The 17,158-nt window shown below is 62.2% G+C and carries 18 protein-coding genes; 12 read left to right on the top strand and 6 right to left on the bottom strand.

Going from position 1 to position 17,158, the window contains the following annotated elements:
- Nucleotides 1–41: 41 nt before the first annotated feature.
- The 5 genes from cobS to FQV27_RS08350 are packed head-to-tail and all read left to right on the top strand — an operon-like array spanning nt 42 to nt 6,568.
- Nucleotides 42–1,019 (top strand): cobaltochelatase subunit CobS, encoded by a 978-nt coding sequence (gene cobS, locus FQV27_RS08370; protein ID WP_147097468.1) that lies wholly within the window; start codon nt 42–44, stop codon nt 1,017–1,019.
- Nucleotides 1,019–1,738, top strand: a complete 720-nt coding sequence (locus FQV27_RS08365) for an aspartate/glutamate racemase family protein (protein ID WP_246133051.1) — start codon at nt 1,019–1,021, stop codon at nt 1,736–1,738. Before cobS ends, FQV27_RS08365 begins: the two co-directional genes overlap by 1 nt.
- Nucleotides 1,735–3,609, top strand: coding sequence for a cobaltochelatase subunit CobT (gene cobT, locus FQV27_RS08360; RefSeq protein ID WP_377768706.1), 1,875 nt, complete (start codon nt 1,735–1,737; stop codon nt 3,607–3,609). The genes FQV27_RS08365 and cobT overlap by 4 nt, the downstream gene beginning before the upstream one ends.
- Nucleotides 3,609–4,778, top strand: a complete 1,170-nt coding sequence (locus FQV27_RS08355; protein WP_147097464.1) for a patatin-like phospholipase family protein — start codon at nt 3,609–3,611, stop codon at nt 4,776–4,778. Before cobT ends, FQV27_RS08355 begins: the two co-directional genes overlap by 1 nt.
- Nucleotides 4,775–6,568, top strand: a complete 1,794-nt coding sequence (locus FQV27_RS08350) for an aminopeptidase P family protein (RefSeq protein WP_246133050.1) — start codon at nt 4,775–4,777, stop codon at nt 6,566–6,568. The genes FQV27_RS08355 and FQV27_RS08350 overlap by 4 nt, the downstream gene beginning before the upstream one ends.
- A 25-nt stretch (nt 6,569–6,593) precedes the next feature.
- Here FQV27_RS08350 and FQV27_RS08345 read toward each other — a convergent pair whose 3' ends face one another.
- Together FQV27_RS08345 and FQV27_RS08340 are read right to left on the bottom strand one after the other, a co-directional pair.
- Nucleotides 6,594–7,907 carry a short-chain fatty acid transporter gene (locus FQV27_RS08345; protein WP_147097463.1) on the bottom strand — a complete coding sequence of 438 codons (1,314 nt, stop codon included), beginning with the start codon at nt 7,905–7,907 and terminating at the stop codon, nt 6,594–6,596.
- A gap of 118 nt (nt 7,908–8,025) precedes the next feature.
- Nucleotides 8,026–9,624 (bottom strand): phosphoenolpyruvate carboxykinase, encoded by a 1,599-nt coding sequence (locus tag FQV27_RS08340; protein WP_147097460.1) that lies wholly within the window; start codon nt 9,622–9,624, stop codon nt 8,026–8,028.
- Nucleotides 9,625–9,803: 179 nt separating this feature from the next.
- On the opposite strand from FQV27_RS08340, the gene FQV27_RS08335 reads away from it, so the two are divergent.
- The 6 genes from FQV27_RS08335 (at nt 9,804) to FQV27_RS08310 (ending at nt 13,095) form a co-directional block, all read left to right on the top strand.
- Nucleotides 9,804–10,238 carry an HPr kinase/phosphorylase gene (locus tag FQV27_RS08335; RefSeq protein ID WP_147097458.1) on the top strand — a complete coding sequence of 145 codons (435 nt, stop codon included), beginning with the start codon at nt 9,804–9,806 and terminating at the stop codon, nt 10,236–10,238.
- Nucleotides 10,239–10,249: 11 nt separating this feature from the next.
- Nucleotides 10,250–11,215 (top strand): RNase adapter RapZ, encoded by a 966-nt coding sequence (gene rapZ, locus FQV27_RS08330; RefSeq protein ID WP_147097457.1) that lies wholly within the window; start codon nt 10,250–10,252, stop codon nt 11,213–11,215.
- A complete protein-coding gene (locus FQV27_RS08325; protein ID WP_147097455.1) occupies nt 11,212–11,628 on the top strand; it encodes a PTS sugar transporter subunit IIA in 417 nt (138 codons plus the stop codon). Before rapZ ends, FQV27_RS08325 begins: the two co-directional genes overlap by 4 nt.
- Nucleotides 11,625–11,903 carry an HPr family phosphocarrier protein gene (locus FQV27_RS08320; protein WP_147097453.1) on the top strand — a complete coding sequence of 93 codons (279 nt, stop codon included), beginning with the start codon at nt 11,625–11,627 and terminating at the stop codon, nt 11,901–11,903. Before FQV27_RS08325 ends, FQV27_RS08320 begins: the two co-directional genes overlap by 4 nt.
- 3 nt (nt 11,904–11,906) lie before the next feature.
- On the top strand, nt 11,907–12,521 hold the full coding sequence (locus FQV27_RS08315) for a TetR/AcrR family transcriptional regulator (protein WP_147097451.1): 615 nt from the start codon (nt 11,907–11,909) through the stop codon (nt 12,519–12,521).
- A gap of 124 nt (nt 12,522–12,645) precedes the next feature.
- Complete coding sequence (locus FQV27_RS08310; RefSeq protein WP_147097449.1) at nt 12,646–13,095, top strand: DUF2852 domain-containing protein; 450 nt, start codon at nt 12,646–12,648, stop codon at nt 13,093–13,095.
- Nucleotides 13,096–13,165: 70 nt separating this feature from the next.
- On the opposite strand, the gene FQV27_RS08305 is transcribed toward FQV27_RS08310, so the two are convergent.
- Both FQV27_RS08305 and FQV27_RS08300 read right to left on the bottom strand, forming a co-directional pair.
- A complete protein-coding gene (locus FQV27_RS08305; RefSeq protein ID WP_147097447.1) occupies nt 13,166–14,041 on the bottom strand; it encodes a 3-hydroxybutyryl-CoA dehydrogenase in 876 nt (291 codons plus the stop codon).
- A gap of 81 nt (nt 14,042–14,122) precedes the next feature.
- Nucleotides 14,123–14,947 carry an N-acyl homoserine lactonase family protein gene (locus FQV27_RS08300; RefSeq protein WP_147097444.1) on the bottom strand — a complete coding sequence of 275 codons (825 nt, stop codon included), beginning with the start codon at nt 14,945–14,947 and terminating at the stop codon, nt 14,123–14,125.
- Nucleotides 14,948–15,078: 131 nt separating this feature from the next.
- Between FQV27_RS08300 and FQV27_RS08295 the strand changes: the two genes are divergently transcribed.
- Entirely contained in the window at nt 15,079–15,930 is an 852-nt protein-coding gene (locus FQV27_RS08295; protein ID WP_147097442.1) for a helix-turn-helix transcriptional regulator, read from the top strand.
- A 7-nt stretch (nt 15,931–15,937) separates the two neighbouring features.
- On the opposite strand, the gene FQV27_RS08290 is transcribed toward FQV27_RS08295, so the two are convergent.
- Together FQV27_RS08290 and FQV27_RS08285 are read right to left on the bottom strand one after the other, a co-directional pair.
- Nucleotides 15,938–16,597, bottom strand: a complete 660-nt coding sequence (locus FQV27_RS08290) for an SDR family oxidoreductase (RefSeq protein WP_147097440.1) — start codon at nt 16,595–16,597, stop codon at nt 15,938–15,940.
- A gap of 111 nt (nt 16,598–16,708) precedes the next feature.
- A partial coding sequence (locus FQV27_RS08285; protein ID WP_222611678.1) for an electron transfer flavoprotein subunit alpha/FixB family protein occupies nt 16,709–17,158 on the bottom strand: 450 nt, incomplete at its 5' end.

Below are 17,158 nucleotides of genomic sequence, written 5' to 3'. Positions count from 1 at the left end.
ATCCTTCACTACATCCGCGATGCAAGGGAAAGGGCGAGATCATGGCCGATCTGGAAACGAGCGCGAAACCGACCGAGGAAATTGACCTGCGCGAGGTTTTCGGTCTGGACAGCGACATGAAGGTCAAGGGTTTCGCTGACAGGACCGACCGTGTGCCGGACGTGGATTCGACGTATAAGTTCGATCCCGACACGACTTTGGCGATCCTTGCGGGCTTTGCCTATAACCGCCGCGTGATGATCCAAGGCTATCACGGCACCGGGAAATCCACGCATATCGAACAGATCGCCGCGCGCCTGAACTGGCCCTGCGTGCGCGTGAACCTCGACAGTCACGTGTCGCGGATCGACCTGATCGGCAAGGACGCGATCAAGCTGGTCGACGGCAAGCAGGTCACGGTATTTCATGAAGGCATCCTGCCCTGGGCGCTGCGCAACCCGACCGCGATTGTGTTCGATGAATATGACGCAGGCCGCGCTGACGTTATGTTCGTCATCCAGCGCGTGCTGGAAGCTGACGGCAAGCTGACGCTTCTCGACCAGAACGAGGTCATCACGCCGAACCCCTATTTCCGCCTGTTCGCGACCGCCAACACGGTCGGTCTTGGCGATACGACGGGCCTTTATCACGGCACCCAGCAGATCAACCAGGGCCAGATGGACCGCTGGTCGCTGGTCTCGACGCTGAACTATCTCAGCCACGATGCAGAAGCTGCCATCGTTCTTGCCAAGAACCCGAACTATAATAACGAGAAGGGCCGCGACGTGATTTCCCGCATGGTGACGCTGGCCGATCTGACGCGGACCGCCTTCATGCAGGGCGACCTGTCGACGGTCATGTCGCCACGCACCGTCATCAGCTGGGCCCAGAACGCCCGCATCTTCGACAATGTGGGTTACGCCTTCCGCCTGACCTTCCTGAACAAATGCGACGAGTTGGAGCGCCAGACCGTGGCAGAGTTCTATCAGCGCCTGTTCGACGAAGAACTGCCGGAAAGCGCTGCGGCCAAGGCCGGGTGATGGGGCAGACTGCCGGATCGAAAGCATTGCATGTCGGTCTGATCACCGGCCTCGGTCCGGCGGCGAGCATCGTTTATTACCAGCGCCTGACGGATGCCGCTGCCGCGCGCGGCTGCAAGCTGGAACTGACGATGGTCGAGGGAAACATCCGCGAGGTTCTGGCCAATAACCTTTCTGGCCGCACGCAGGAGCAGGCCGAAATCTTCGCTGATCTGTTGCGCAGATTGAAGGCTGCGGGGGCGGATTTCGCATCAATCACCGCCATTGGCCCTCATTTCTGCTGGCAGGAAACGCGCGCCCTCAGCCCGTTGCCGATGCTGTCAGCGATCCGGCCGCTGGAGGACTATTGCGCCGATCGGGGTTATGACAAGATCGGCCTCTTGGGGACGGCCAGGGCGATGCGTACGCGCCTGTTTGGGCAGATGACCCGCATCCCCGTGATCGTTCCTGAAAATTTTGAGGAATCGGGCAAGGCCTATCAGGACATGGCCGTCAACGCGTCCTGTGACGATGCCACCCGCAGCTTGCTTTTCGCGGCTGGTGCCGGGATGATCCGGAAAGGTGCCGAAGCTGTCGCCCTTGCCGGAACTGATCTGCTGCTGGCCTTCGACGGCCGTGATCCGGGCTTCCCCGTGATCGACGCGTTGGAGATTCATGCGGCCGTCCTTGCCGATCTTGCGACCGGCCGGAAGACGCTGGCAGAAGCCGGAGTGGAATGATGAACAAGACCGACAACCCCGCCGATCCGTTCAAGAAGGCCCTGACCGAAGCGACCCGCGCGCTGGCGGATGAGGCAGAGCTGAACGTGACATTTTCCGCCGATCCGTCGGGGGTGGCGGGCGATACGATGCGGTTGCCCCAGATCAGCCGGCGGATGGGGCGCGATGAAATCATTCAGGCACGCGGCACCGCCGACGCGCTGGCGATGCGGCTTCGTCATCATGACCCATCGACGCATGCGAAATATGCACCGGCCGGTCCCATGGCACGCGAGATTTTCGACGCTGTGGAGACAGCGCGCGTCGAAGCGCTTGGCGCGCGCGCGATGCCGGGTGCACTGTCGAACATAGACGCAAAGATGGGGGCAGAGGCCGAAAAGCGCGGCTACGCGCAGGTCAAGCAGCCTGCCGATGTGCCCCTGTCCGTCGCGGCAGGCTATCTGCTGCGCGAGGCGGCAACGGGCCGAAAATTGCCGCCTGCCGCCGCGCATGTCGCCGATTTGTGGCGTCCGTTCGTCAGCCAGCAGGCCGGCCATGTCCTTGATGCGGCGCGCGAGACGTTGCCCGATCAGGCCGCTTTCGCACGTCTTGCCAGGCAGATGATCGAAGATCTCGGTTATGGCGACCAGCTGGGCGAGGACCCGGATGCCGAACCGGAAGACGATGCCAGCGAAGAGGCGGAACCCGATCCCGAGGCCGGCGACAATCAGGCCCGCGATCAGGACGAAAGCGAGGACAGCGAATCCTCGCCCGAGCGCAGTCAGGAACGCACGCAGGACGAACGGCAGGCGCAGGTCTCGATGGACGATTCCTCGGAAGAGGAGTTCTCGGAAGATGCCGAGATGGCCGACAGCGAAATGCCCGAGGAGCTGCCGCCGCCGGTCAGCGATGCGAGCGCGGATTACAAGGTCTTTACCCAGGCCTATGACGAGGAGATCCGGGCGGAAGATCTTGCCGAGCCCGCCGAACTGGAACGGCTGCGCGCCTATCTGGACAAGCAGCTTGAACCCCTGCGCGGCGCGGTCAGCCGGCTGGCGAACAAGCTGCAGCGCCGGCTTCAGGCGCAACAGAACCGCAGCTGGGAATTCGACAAGGAAGAAGGCGTGCTGGATGCGGGCCGCCTTGCGCGCGTGGTCGCCAATCCGACGACGCCCCTGAGCTTCAAGGTCGAGAAGGATACCGAGTTTCGCGATACGGTGGTTACGCTGCTGATCGACAATTCCGGCTCCATGCGCGGCCGTCCGATCAGCATCGCCGCCATTTGCGCCGATGTGCTCGCGCGGACGCTGGAACGCTCGCAGGTCAAGGTCGAAATCCTCGGCTTTACCACGCGTGCATGGAAGGGCGGTCAAAGCCGCGAGCAATGGCTGAAGGAAAACCGCCCCGCCACGCCGGGGCGCCTGAACGACCTTCGCCATATCATCTACAAGGGTGCCGATGCACCCTGGCGTCGGGTGCGTCCGAACCTTGGCTTGATGATGAAGGAAGGGTTGCTGAAGGAAAACATCGACGGCGAGGCGCTGGAATGGGCGCATCGCCGGCTGGTGAAGCGGCCCGAGGCCCGCAAGATCCTGATGGTGATTTCGGACGGCGCACCTGTCGATGATTCGACGCTTTCCGTCAATCCGGCGAACTATCTGGAAAAGCACCTGCGCGATGTGATCGCCATGGTCGAAAAGCGCCGTCAGGTCGAACTGCTTGCCATCGGCATCGGCCATGACGTGACCAGATACTATGAACGCGCCGTCACGATAACCGATGCTGAACAGTTGGGCGGGGCGATGACCGAGCAACTTGCCGGATTGTTCGAATCCGATCCGCGTCAGCGTGCGCGGGCCATGGGCAGGCAGGCAATGCGGAGAAACGGCTGATGCGGAAGTCCGTTGCGGGCCTGCTGCTGGCGATCATTCTGGCAGGCTGCGGCGGCACGCCGCGCGCGATCCCGCCCGCCGAACGCTATGATCTGGCGCAAGTTGCGGGCTATCAGTCGATACGCGTCTATGCTGACCTTCAGGATTATACCGCGCCCCAGGACGCGCTGACCCGCGCGGCGGCCGTGCGTCTCGGCGCAGGACGGATCGACCTGCTGGCGCTTTCGGGCGGATCGGACGCGGGCGCGTATGGCGCGGGTGTGTTGAACGGCTGGACGCAGCATGGCGACCGCCCGGAATTCACCATCGTGACTGGCGTTTCGACCGGCGCGCTGATCGCACCCTTCGCCTTTCTTGGCCCCGCGTATGACCGTCAACTGCGCGATTTCTACACGCAGACCAAGGTTTCAGACATTGTCCTGCCGCGCCCGATCACGGCGCTGTTCGGCAGCAGCAGCGTTGGCGACAGCGCGCCGCTCGCGCGGCAGATCCGCACGGCGATGACGCCTGCCGTAATCGACGCCATTGCGGCCGAACGGCGCAAGGGACGGCTGCTGCTGGTCGGCACCACGAATCTCGACGCGCAACGGCAGGTCGTTTGGGACATCGGGCGGATTGCAGCCTCGGGCCAGCCGGATCGGGTCGAATTGATCCACAAGGTTCTTCTGGCCTCTGCCTCGATCCCCGGCGCGTTTCCGCCCGTGCGGATCGATGTCACAATCGACGGACAGCGCTATCAGGAAATGCATGTCGATGGAGGCGTGACGCGCGGTATCTTCGCTTATCCGCCGGGCGCAAACCCTCCGGTGCGGACCGCGCCGCGTCATATGTGGGTGATCCGCAACAGCAAGCTGACCCCTGAATATGACGAAACCGGCGGCAATATCGTCGCGATTTCCGGGCGCAGCATCAGCACGATGATCAAGGCGCAGTCCAATGCCGACATTCAGACGATGCGGGAGCAGGCGCGCGAGGATGGATTTGCCTTCCATCTGACCGCCGTGCCGCCGAATTTCCCGGTTCAGCCCGAAATGCCCTTCGATCAGTCCTATATGCGCTCGCTTTTTGAAACCGGGCGCAAGGCCGCCATTGATGGCGCCGTCTGGCGTATCTTCCCGGCGAACGGCGTGATCGGTGGCGTGGCATCAGCAAAAGGAAGCTTCAATTGAGTGCGCAGCATTTCGAGAAGGCCGATAAAAGGTCAGGTCATCCGCAAAGGCTTGCCGATCTGCGCGAGGCCATGGCCGCCGAAGACCTTGACGCCTTCCTGATCCCGCGCGCGGATGCGCATCAGGGCGAATATGTCGCGGATGCCGATGCCCGGCTGCGCTGGCTGACCGGGTTCTCGGGCAGCGCGGGTGTCGCCATTGTCACCGCCGATCAGGCAGCGGTGCTCGTGGATGGGCGCTATACGGTGCAGGCGAAAGAGGAGCTCGATCTCGATCATTTCGCGCCGGTTGATTTCCCCAAGACCCGGCCTGCCGACTGGCTGGAAGACGCGCTTGCTGATGGGGGACGTGTCGGCTTCGATCCCTGGCTGCACACGCATGATGAGGTCGAGAAGCTGCGCGCACGCCTGGAGGACGATAATATCGGCCTCATCCCGGTCGAAAACCTTGTCGATCGCATCTGGTCTGACCGACCCGAGCCGCCGAAAGGCCGCGTCAGGTTGCATGACGACCGGCTTGCGGGTGCCAGCGCGGCTGACAAGCGCGCCCGGATTGCGGGGGAATTGCGCAAGGCCGGGCAGGTGGCAGCGGTCATTACGCTGGCGGATTCGCTGTCATGGCTTCTGAACATTCGCGGCAGCGATCTGCCTTGCAACCCCGTCGTGCTGGGGTTTGCGGTCATTGACGAGCATGGGGCCGTGCAGGTCTTTGCCGACCCCGAGAAATTTGGCGCTGACATTCGGCAGGCGCTTGGCAACGAGGTCTCGATCATCCACCCCAAGGGTTTCGAGGCGGCGCTTGCGAACCTGTCCGGGCCGGTGCGGCTTGACCCCGGATCGGCACCCGAGGCCGTGTTCAGTATCCTTCAGGACCGCGACGTCACGATTGCCGAAGCGGATGACCCTCTGGTGATGGCCAAGGCGACCAAGAACGAGGCCGAGATCGAAGGCATGCGCGCCGCCCATCTGGCCGACGGGGCCGCAATGGCGCGCTTCCTCGCCTTGCTCGACAATCATGCTCCGGGCGACCTGACTGAGATGTCGGTGGCGCACAAGCTGGAGGAATTCCGGCGCGAGGCTGGCATTCTCGACATCAGTTTCGACACGATCAGCGGCGTTGGCCACCATGCCGCGCTGCCCCATTATCACGCGAGCGAAGCGAGTGATTTGCCGCTGGAAAACGGCAAGGTGCTGCTGGTCGATTCCGGCGGGCAGTATGAAAACGGCACGACCGACATTACCCGCACGATAGCGGTCGGCGATGTCGGGGATGCGGCGCGCGACGCCTTCACCCGCGTCCTGCAGGGCATGATCGCGGTGTCGCGGCTGCGCTTTCCGCAGGGGCTGTCGGGTCGCGATATTGACGCCGTTGCGCGCGCGCCGCTTTGGTCGGTGGGGCTGGATTATGACCACGGAACCGGACACGGTGTCGGCGCGGCCCTGTGCGTGCATGAAGGTCCGGCGCGCATCAGCCGCGTGTCAGAGGTGCCGCTGCAGCCCGGAATGATTCTGTCGAACGAGCCGGGTTATTACCGCGAGGGCGCTTTCGGGATACGGATCGAAAACCTTCTGGTCGTGATCCGGGCCGAAAGCCCCGACGGGCGCGATATGCTGGGCTTCGAGACGATTACCTTCGCGCCCATCGACCGGCGGATGATCGTGACCGATATGCTGTCACCGGCAGAGCGGGACTGGCTGAATGCCTATCACGCGCAGGTGCTGGACCTTATCAGCCCGCGCGTCGATGACGAAACGCGGGCCTGGCTGGAAAAGGCGACGGCGCCGGTCTGACCGTCGCCTGATCGCCGCGCGAGGGTCAGATCGCCCACAGGATGCCGCCGATAATCACGCCGGTGATCAGCAGCAGAACCACACAGAAGCCCATGATGTCGCGTGCCTTCAGGCCCGCGATGCCCAGCATCGGCAGCGCCCAGAAAGGCTGCAGCAGGTTCGTCCAGGCATCACCCCAGGCGACACCCATGATGACCTTGCTGATATCGGCGCCAAGCGCTTCTGCTGCGGGCAGCATGATCGGTGCCTGAACCGCCCATTGACCGCCGCCAGAGGGCACGAAGATGTTGACGATCCCGGCCGAGATAAAGCTCCAGAAGGGTAGGGTCGTGGCGCTTGATATCGAGACGAACCATTCCGACATCGTCGCCGCCAGCCCGGTGCCGGTCATGATCGCCATGATCCCGGCATAGAACGGGAACTGGATGACGATGCCGGCGCCGCCTTTGACCGCATCATCAAGCGCCGCGAGGACGCTGCGCGCCGTTCCGTGAAGGGTCAGGCCAATGAACAGGAATGCGAAATTCACCACATTCAGGTTCAGGCCGCCGCCGGCGGCGAAGTGCAGGATCAGCCAGATAATGCCGGGGATACCGACCAGATAGATCAGGATGCGCGAATTCTCCAGACGCTCTGCCGGGGTGGCGTCGGATCGAAGCCGGGGCTGATCCTCGTCATTGCCCAGCACGCGCGGGTCAACCAGAACAGTTTCCTCGGGTCGCGGCATCATCATGCGGTTGGCGATGGGCAGAACCACCACAAGCACGCCGACGATCAGCAGGTTCCACCACGCGAAGATGGTTTCCGATGTCGGGATCACGCCGATCTGGTCGGCGGTGAAATGGCCTTCGGTTGCGACGGTCAGCGGGATCGAACCCGAAATGCCGCCATGCCAGATCACGAAGCCAGAATAGGCCGAGGCAACCAGCAGGCGATAATCCACCTTCACATGCCGCGCCAGTTCGCGCGCGAAGATCGCGCCGACGACCAGCCCGAAACCCCAGTTGAGCCAGCTTGCCGCCAGCGAAACAAGCGTGACCATGACAATTGCCGCTCCGGGCGATTTCGCCTGCGTGGCAAGCGATGCCAGCACCTTCCTGACGGGCGGCGACGAGGCGAGGATATAGCCCGTCACCAGCACCAGCAGCATCTGCATTGAAAAGCTCAGCAATTCCCAGAAGCCGGTGCCCCAGATGCGGATCAGCTCGATCGGGTTCGTCCGCTGGATTCCCAGCGCCGCAAGCATGGCGATGATCGTCAGCACCAGCACGAAAATGAAGGCGTCGGGCAGGTAACGCTCCATCAGGCGCGTGGCCGGGCGCGATAAAATTCTAAGCAATGTGGTTCCTCCGGTGAAATGCCTCGGCGCAAGCTTGCGATGCCGTGCGCAGCGTGACAACCGCAGGAACGCAAAACGCCGGCCCAAAGGACCGGCGTTTCGGAGGATGCGGATCGGTTCAGCCGATGGCGGCCGATTTCACCTGATCGTCGACCTTGTCGATATACTGGGCAAAGTTTTCCGAGAACATCTCGACAAGCTTCTTTGCCTGTCGGTCATACGCAGCACCATCATCCCAGGTGCGGCGCGGGTCCAGCAACACGTCAGAGACGCCGGGCACGGAAACCGGAACTTCGAAGCCGAAATTCGGGTCCTTGCGGAATTGCGCGTCGTTCAGCGACCCGTCGAGTGCAGCGGTAAGCAGCGCGCGCGTGGCCTTGATCGGCATACGAGAGCCGGTGCCGAAAGCGCCGCCGGTCCAGCCGGTATTCACAAGCCAGCAGGTCGCGCCCGTCTCGGCGATCTTCTGTTGCAACAACTCGCCATAGGCCTCGGGGCGGCGCGGCATGAAAGGTGCGCCGAAACAGGTCGAGAAGGTTGGCGTCGGTTCGGTTACGCCGACCTCGGTGCCCGGCGTTTTCGAGGTGAAGCCCGACAGGAAGTGATACATCGCCTGCGCCGGTGTCAGCCGCGCGATGGGCGGCAGCACGCCGTAGGCGTCGCAGGTCAGCATGATGACATTCTTCGGCACGCCGCCAAGGCCGGTTTTCGATGCATTCGAGATGTAATCGAGCGGATAGGCGCAGCGCATGTTTTCGGTAATGCTGCTGTCTTCGAAATCCAGTTCCAGCGTTTCCGGATCATAGACCATGTTCTCGATCACGGTGCCGAACTTATGGGTGGTGGCGTAGATTTCCGGCTCTGCTTTCTCGGACAGATTGATCGTCTTGGCGTAGCAGCCGCCCTCAAAGTTGAACACGCCATTATCCGACCAGCCATGCTCATCATCACCGATCAGCACGCGCGAAGGATCGGCCGAAAGCGTCGTCTTGCCGGTCCCGGACAGCCCGAAGAACACGGCCACGTCGTCAGAATCGTCATGCGCATGATTGGCGCTGCAATGCATCGGCATCACGCCGCGCGCGGGAAGGATATAGTTCAGCAGCGTGAACACACCCTTCTTGTTCTCGCCGGAATATTCGGTGTTGCCGATCAGGATCAGCTTCTTTTCGAAGTTCAGCGCGATCACGGTTTCCGACCGGCAGCCGTGGCGTTCGGGATCCGCCTTGAAACTGGGGCAATTTATGATCGTGAATTCGGGCACGAACTCTGCCAGTTCGGATGCGTCGGGCCTGCGCAGCAGGTGGCGGATGAACAGGTTATGCCAGGCCAGTTCCGATACGACCCGCACATCCAGACGCTGTTCGGCATCCGCCCCGGCGTAAAGGTCCTGCACGAAATATTCCTTGCCCTTCATATGGGCCAGCATGTCCGCGTAAAGCCGGTCAAAGGCCGCCGGCTCCATCGCGCGGTTGTTTTCCCACCAGATGCTGTCTTCGACGTCCGGGGTGCGCACCACATGCTTGTCCTTGGGCGACCGGCCGGTGTGGCTGCCGGTCGAAACCAGAAACGCCCCACCCTTGCCCAGCTTGCCTTCGCCGCGGCTGATCGCGTGTTCGATCAGTGCCGGTTCCAGCAGGTTGTAATAGACCGCAGCAACGCCCTCTATTCCCTGATCTTCAATCCTGAAATTGGGGTTAACACGGGGCTGTGCCATCTGCGAATGTCTCCGGCTGGGGAAAGGACAGTATATTGCGTTTCAGCCCCTATAGCATGACGATTCTGCTAAAACAGAGGCGTTGACAGGATGTTAGCGAAATCAGTTTCAGTTAGCGCAATCAACGGGCGTAAACTGTTCGTGGCCCAGCAGAAATTTGGACGAAAAGGGGGCGCGAGATGATTCTCGGGTCAGACATCCATGCCAGCGCGGTTGCCATAGACGGGCAGGGCGTTCTGATCCTTGGCCCGTCGGGTTCAGGGAAATCGACCCTGGCCCTGCGCCTGATCGGAAGCGGCGGCATCCTGATCGGCGACGACCGGATTGCCCTTCGCCGCGACAAGGAAGAGGTAATCGCCGCGCCGCCCGACAGAATCGCAGGGCTGATCGAAGCACGGGGGATCGGATTGATTCGAACCGAATTCGCCCCTGCGCCGGTGCGCCTGGTCGTCGATCTTGGCCGCGAGGAACGAGAAAGGCTGCCGCCAATTCGCCACACTGCCGTAATGGATATGTCACGCCCCCTTGTCCTTGGTCCTCTATCGGACCATCTTTGTCCGGCGATCTGCCTGTTATTGCGGGGTGGGCGTCTTGATCCAGAGGCTGATCTGTAACCGGACACGCGATGAATGAAATATCGACCCAGCCCGAACCGGCCCGACAGACGGGCGCCGACGAGGCGCTGACACGCGTTGTGCTTGTGACCGGACCCTCAGGGGCGGGGCGTTCGACGGCAATCAACGTGCTTGAGGATATGGGTTACGAGGCAATCGACAACCTGCCGCTGTCATTGGTGCCGCGATTGCTGGATGGCCCTGCAAGGCTCGCGCCGCTTGCCCTTGGGCTGGATGTGCGCAACCGCGACTTTTCCGCCACCGCCGTGATCGAACTGATCGACCGCCTGACCCGCAACCCCGGTTACGAGGCAGAGGTCCTGTATCTCGATTGTGACTCGACGACGCTTGTCAGGCGCTTCAACGAAACCCGCCGCCGTCACCCGATGGCAGATGCGGGCGCGCCGCTTGACGGTATTCAGGCAGAGAAGGATCTGCTTCGCCCGATCCGGGCGCGTGCCGATGTTCTGGTCAATACCTCAGACATGTCGCCCCATGACCTGAAGGCCGAACTCGCGCGCTTTTTCGAAACCGATGCCGACAGGCGGCTGACGGTTTCGGTGCAAAGCTTTTCGTATAAGCGCGGCGTGCCGCGCGGCATCGACATGATGTTCGACTGCCGGTTCCTGGACAATCCGCACTGGCAGGCGGAATTGCGTGCAAAGGACGGTCGCGATGCGGCCGTTCAGCGTTTTGTGCAGTCGGATGCGCGCTTCGCCGAGTTTTTTGATCGGGTCCGGGACTTGATTCTTTTTGTTCTGCCCGCACATCTTGCGGAAGGAAAAACCCACCTTGCAATCGGCTTTGGTTGCACGGGTGGGCAACATCGTTCCGTCACTTTGACGGAAACGATGTCACAGGCGCTTGCTCAGCAGGGCTGGCAAGTGTCAATACGCCACAGGGAACTTGAACGCCGCGACGCTGACGCGGCATCTCACACGATTTCGGCTTCGACGCCTCAGGGAACGCAGAATTGATCGGAATTGTCATCGTCGCACATGGCGGGCTCGCGCGGGAATATCTGGCCGCGATGGAGCATGTCGTCGGACCTTTGTCCGGGGTGCGGACCATAACCATTGAAGATATCCACGACCGGAACACCAAAAGCCGCGAGATATGCCTTGCCGCTGACGAGGTGGATACCGGCGACGGCGTCGTTGTCGTGACCGACCTGTTCGGCGGCTCGCCGTCGAACCTGTCGCTTCCGGCCTGTTCGGCGCAGAACCGCGTCATCCTTTACGGTGCGAATCTGCCCATGTTGCTTAAACTTGCCAAACTGCGCCAGCTTCCGGCCGGGCAAGCCGCCGCGATGGCCGCCGAGGCAGGGCGAAAATACATAGACAGCTTCAATGTCTATGACGAGCTTGTCCCGCGTCAGGTGGCTCAATGAACGAAACTGTCAGCATGGTCTTGCCCATCGTGAACGAGAAGGGCCTGCACGCACGTGCCTCGGCGAAATTTGTCGAGATGGTCGAAAGCTACGATGCGGATGCCAAGGTGACGCGGGAAGGCATGACGGTTTCGGGCGATTCGATCATGGGGCTGCTGATGCTGGCCGCTGGTCGCGGCAGCGAGATCGCACTTCAGACCTCTGGTCCTCAGGCCGCGGAACTGGCCGAGGCATTGACGACCCTCGTCGCGCAAAGATTCGGTGAGGACGCCTGATTTTTGCCGAACCACCGCCCCTATCATCACGGAAACCTGCGCGAGGCATTGGTTGAGGCCGCGGTCGCCCTGATCGAGGAATCGGGTCCGCAGGGCTTCACCCTTGCCGAGGCCGCGCGACGCGCCGGCGTTTCCGCTGCCGCACCTTACCGGCATTTCAAAGGCAGGGACGACCTGCTTGAGGAGATTGCAAAGCGCGGTTTCGAGGAATTCGGCAGCGCAATGTGGGATGCGTGGGATGATGGCCTGCCCAACCCGCTCGCGGCATTTTCGCGGCTCGGGCAATGCTATCTCGATTTCGCGCGCGAGCGGCCGGCCTATTACATCGCCATGTTCGAAAGCGGCGTCGCACTCGCCCCGAATACCGAATTGTGGGAGCTTTCCGAACACGGCTTCGGCGTCCTCCTTGCCGCTGCCGAAGCCTTGTCGCGGCCGCTGCCCCGCGACAAACGCCCGCCGCCGCGCATGTTCGCCAATCATATATGGGCGATGTCGCATGGCGTGGTCGAGCTTTTCGGCAGGGGCGCGCCCGGCGCGCGCTCGCCCATTTCGCCCGAGGATATGCTCAGTTCCGCCGCGCTCGTCTATCTGCGCGGGCTCGGCCTGATCGGGCAATAGACAGCCCGCTCCGCGCGAAGTTTCTGATCCATGTGCGATTTTTCGGCCGAACGCCCTTGATTGAGGCGTTTCACCCACCATCTCATTTAATGTGAATGGTATTCACATAGCAAAGGGATGCAGTATGGACCAGGGAGCTACCACCTATTACTATCCGGTCAGGGATGACCGTCCGGGGCTGATCAGCCGCTTCAAGCAAGGCTTGATCCGCGCACGTGACTGGTTGGATGAAAAGGGCCGCCCGGCCTGGATCGCCACCATGATCGCAGCCTTCATTTTCGTCTGGCCCGTTGGTCTGGCGATTCTGTTTTACATGATCGGGAGCAATCGCATGACGGGATGTGCAAACCGTCGCAAGGGTTCCGTGCGCCGCTATTCCGGCCGCACCGGCAACAGTGCCTTCGACGCCTATCGCGAGGAAACGCTGAAGCGGCTGGAAGACGAGCATGAAGAATTCATGTCCTTCCTGACCAGACTGCGCGAGGCGCGCGACAAGGCCGAGTTCGACCAATTCATGTCGGACCGCCGCGACCGCCGCCAGCCTGAAGACAGCGACGCGCCGTCCCAGGCGTAATCGGACGAGAACACAGAAAAAGGGCCGGAAAGCAATCGCTTCCCGGCCCTTTCTTTCATGGTTGCAACGCTCAGCGTGTCGGCACTGGCGTCTCGCCCGAATAATCATAGAAGCCCCGGCCCGATTTGCGGCCCAGCCAGCCGGCCTCGACATACTTTACCAGCAGCGGGCAAGGGCGATATTTCGTATCGGCCAGCCCGTCATGCAGCACGTTCATGATTGCAAGGCACGTATCCAGCCCGATGAAATCGCCCAGTTCCAGCGGGCCCATCGGCCAATTCGCACCCAGCTTCATCGACTGGTCGATTGATTTGACCGAGCCGACGCCTTCGTAAAGCGTATAGACAGCCTCGTTAATCATCGGGATCAGGATGCGGTTGACAATGAAAGCCGGGAAATCTTCTGCGGTGGCCGCTGTTTTTCCGATATTTTCAACAACTTCCAGAAGGGTGTTGTAGGTTTCCTCGTCCGTGGCGATGCCGCGGATCAGTTCGACCAGCTGCATGATCGGAACCGGGTTCATGAAGTGGAAGCCCATGAACTTTTCCGGCCGGTCGGTCCGGCTCGCCAGCCGCGTAATCGAGATCGACGAGGTGTTGGAGGTCAGGATCGTTTCGGGCTTCAGATGCGGCAGAAGCTCTTCGAAGATCTTGCTTTTGACGGCCTCTTTCTCGGTCGCGGCCTCGATGATCAGGTCGCATTTGCCCAGATCGGTCAGTGTCAGCGTCGTCGCGATCCGGCCAAGGGCGGCATCTTTCTCGGCCTCGGTGATCTTCTCGCCCTTCACCTGCCGGTCAAGGTTCTTTGCCACCAGCTTCATCGCCTTGTCGAGCGCGTCCTGGCTGATATCGGTCATCAGCACGTTATATCCGGCAAGGGCAAAGACATGCGCGATACCGTTGCCCATCTGCCCTGCGCCAACGACGCCAACCGATTGAATAGCCATTTTAACCCCCGCTTTTTCCTGCGCCGGACGATAGGCCCGCCGGCGCAGGGGATCAATGAAGAATGCGCCGGGCGGACGAGGTTAGCGGGCCGGGTCCGGGAAGGCAGGCAGTTTCGCGATATCAGCAGGCTCGTGCTGAATGACGATCGTGGCGCCTGTCGACGCGGCCACATCTCGCAGCCGGTCCATCGCCGCCAGCGAATCCGCCCGGTCAAAGTTGATCGGCGGCACGCGTTCATTGGCAAGTTGCTCGGTAAAATGCGCGACATCGCCTGACAGCAGGACCGGCCCTGTCTCGGGAAGGCGCAGCAGCAGCGCTGTTTCCCCCGCCGTGTGGCCGGGCATTGTCAGCATCATCGCGCTGCCATCGCCGAAGATGTCCAGATCGCCGTGGACAGGCTCGACCTTGCCCGCGTCGAGCCAGGGCTGCACCAGTGCGGGGTCAGCGCCATAGCTCGGCGGACTGGCTTGCAAGCCCTGCCAATCCAGCGCCCCGATCAGCAGCCGCGCCTGCGGGAAATCTGCGGCCTGCCCAAGATGATCGAAATGGTTGTGACTGATCCCGATGGTGCTGATCTGATCCGCCGTCACGCCGATCTCGGCCAACTGATCTGTCAGCAGCCGGTCAAGAATCGGGACAGCCGGTTGCGCCGGATCATTTTCCGCACCCAGCATGGCGGCAGGCAAACCCGCGTCCCACAGCATATAGCTGTCGTCATGGCGGATCAGATAGCAGCTGTCGGTCAGTTCCTTCGATTTGCCGCTGTAATCCAGCGTGTCCGAGAACATATTCAGGTCATTGACCACGATCCGCCCGCAATCCAGACGCCAAAGCGCCATTTCCGGGGTCTGGGCTGTGGCGGGCAGTGCCGTGAAAGCGGCAAGGGCAATAATGTAGCGACGCATGAAACTCTCCTTCTTCTGCCTCGCTTCCTCGCATCCCGGGACGCCGATAATGCGCCCCGATCGTCCCGATATGTGCCCGAAACGCTCAATCCGCTGCGACACGTTGCTGAAAAGGCGTTAAGACAGCTTTCATGAACATGCTCGCCCCCGATCTGCGCAAATTGCTGCTGCAGCGCCTTCGTCCCTTTTTCGCCCCGGCTGACAGGCAGGGCGAATATCCGCATGGCTGCCAGATGTTCAGCTATTGCGCGCTCGACAGGGAAAGGCTGAAGTCGGTCACGCCATCCGACCCGGTCATCGGCATCGTGCTCCGCGGCGCGAAAGAGGTCTGGCACGCCGGACGCACGCAGATGCTGACGGCTGGCACGGTCTTTGTCTTTCCGGGCGGCGTATCGCTGGATATCGTGAATATCCCCGATGACCGCACTGGCATTTATGAATCGCTTCTGCTGCCTGTACCGCAACTGCCGCCGCAGATCCGTCCACGCGCGCTGCCCCGCCGCATTCCCGATTTCGCCGTCGCGTTGACGCCGGCGCTTATCGAATCGCTTGGCCATGCAGCGACCGCGATTGCCACCACCGAACATTGCGACGCCCTTGCGCAGCTTCGCCTGACAGAACTTCTTCTGCTTCTCGACTGCGATCCGGCAGGTCAGATGCTGGCCGCCAGCGATCTGGTCGCCCGCGCGCGCTGGCAGTTGGCCGCGCGCCCCAGCCATGACTGGACGGTCGCTGAAATGGCGGATCAGCTTGCCATCGGCGCATCCACCCTGCGCCGCCGCCTGACCGCGGCGGGCCGGCCGTTCCGGCAGCTTCTGGCAGAGGTGCGGATGGACGCGGCAGAGGCGGCCCTGCGAACCGGTGCCAGCGTGACCGAGGCTGCGGATGCCGCAGGCTATGCCTCGCGTTCACAGTTCACCCGCGCCTATCGCGAGGCTTATGGTGCTACGCCCGGCGCTTATCGCGGCCAGGCGGTGGGTTAGGGCAATCTCAGCCTGTCAGCGCCGCGACGGCTTTGTCGGCGGGGGTGTCGCCGTCTGTCACCTCAATGATCTGGCGGCTCACAGCCGGATTGGCCACGATCGCCGCCAGCGTCGCCGCCACATTGTCCCGGCTGATATTGCCGTAAGGGATCGCCGCACCCGCGCGGACCTTGCCGTTGCCCGCCTCATCCGTCAGCGTGCCGGGCCGCAGGATCACCCAATCGAGGCCGCTGTCCGTCAGACGCACGTCAGCCTTGCGCTTGATCTGCATATACAGTTCGAACCGATCATTCGGCGGGTTTGCACCGCGCCCGGCATCGGGGAAGGCCGACACGAGAATGAAGCGGCTGATCCCCGCGCCTTTCGCCGCGCTGACCGCCTTTTCCAGCCCGTCGCCATCGACCGCACGGGTCATTTCCGGTCCGCCCTTGCCGCCGGCACCGGCACTGAAAACCACGGTATCGAAGCCCGACATCAGCGACGAAAGCCCCGCTGAATCGAGCGCGAGAAGGTCGCCTTCGACAGGTGTCAGCCCTTGCTTGCGCAACGCCTCGATCTGCTCGGGCTTGCGCGCCATCGGTCCTGCGCCGTGTCCTGCGGACAGAAGCAGCGGGCCCAGCCGTCTGCCAACACCGCCCGCGCCGCCGATAATGAATACTGATGCCATGATGACCCCCTTCAGGATCAGTCTAACATGAAAGCGTCCGCGATGACCGCCCCCAAATGAAAACGCCCCGAGGGGATGCCTCGGGGCGTTTCGGGATTTTTCGGCGATGCCTTAAAGCTTCTCAGTCAGTTCCGGCACGATCTGGAACAAGTCACCCACAAGGCCGTAATCGGCGACCTGGAAGATTGGCGCTTCTTCGTCCTTGTTGATCGCGACGATGACCTTCGAATCCTTCATCCCCGCAAGGTGCTGGATCGCGCCCGAGATGCCGACGGCCACGTAAAGTTCGGGCGCCACGATCTTGCCGGTCTGGCCGACCTGCCAGTCGTTGGGCGCAAAGCCTGAATCGACCGCCGCGCGGGATGCACCGACGGCGGCGCCCAGTTTGTCGGCGAGCGCCTCGATGATGGCGAAGTTTTCCTCCGATCCGACGCCGCGCCCGCCCGAGACGACGCGGCCCGCCGAGGTCAGTTCCGGCCGGTCGCTTTCCGCGACCTCATCGGCGACCCAGCTCGACAGGCCCGGATCTTCGCCCGCGGCCTGAGCGGTCACGCTGGCCGA

The organism is Paracoccus aurantiacus (assembly GCF_007993065.1).
GTDB lineage: Bacteria > Pseudomonadota > Alphaproteobacteria > Rhodobacterales > Rhodobacteraceae > Paracoccus > Paracoccus aurantiacus.
Note: the sequence above shows the minus strand (reverse complement) of the source record. Positions and strands in the feature narration are given on the sequence as shown.

Bases quoted from the DNA above. Each gene is read 5' to 3' on its own strand.
- cobS (WP_147097468.1), top strand. From the start codon at position 42: ATGGCCGATCTGGAAACGAGCGCGAAACCGACCGAGGAAATTGACCTG.
- FQV27_RS08365 (WP_246133051.1), top strand. From the start codon at position 1,019: ATGGGGCAGACTGCCGGATCGAAAGCATTGCATGTCGGTCTGATCACC.
- cobT (WP_377768706.1), top strand. From the start codon at position 1,735: ATGATGAACAAGACCGACAACCCCGCCGATCCGTTCAAGAAGGCCCTG.
- FQV27_RS08355 (WP_147097464.1), top strand. From the start codon at position 3,609: ATGCGGAAGTCCGTTGCGGGCCTGCTGCTGGCGATCATTCTGGCAGGC.
- FQV27_RS08340 (WP_147097460.1), bottom strand. From the start codon at position 9,624: ATGGCACAGCCCCGTGTTAACCCCAATTTCAGGATTGAAGATCAGGGA.
- FQV27_RS08335 (WP_147097458.1), top strand. From the start codon at position 9,804: ATGATTCTCGGGTCAGACATCCATGCCAGCGCGGTTGCCATAGACGGG.
- rapZ (WP_147097457.1), top strand. From the start codon at position 10,250: ATGAATGAAATATCGACCCAGCCCGAACCGGCCCGACAGACGGGCGCC.
- FQV27_RS08320 (WP_147097453.1), top strand. From the start codon at position 11,625: ATGAACGAAACTGTCAGCATGGTCTTGCCCATCGTGAACGAGAAGGGC.
- FQV27_RS08310 (WP_147097449.1), top strand. From the start codon at position 12,646: ATGGACCAGGGAGCTACCACCTATTACTATCCGGTCAGGGATGACCGT.
- FQV27_RS08305 (WP_147097447.1), bottom strand. From the start codon at position 14,041: ATGGCTATTCAATCGGTTGGCGTCGTTGGCGCAGGGCAGATGGGCAAC.
- FQV27_RS08300 (WP_147097444.1), bottom strand. From the start codon at position 14,947: ATGCGTCGCTACATTATTGCCCTTGCCGCTTTCACGGCACTGCCCGCC.
- FQV27_RS08295 (WP_147097442.1), top strand. From the start codon at position 15,079: ATGAACATGCTCGCCCCCGATCTGCGCAAATTGCTGCTGCAGCGCCTT.
- FQV27_RS08290 (WP_147097440.1), bottom strand. From the start codon at position 16,597: ATGGCATCAGTATTCATTATCGGCGGCGCGGGCGGTGTTGGCAGACGG.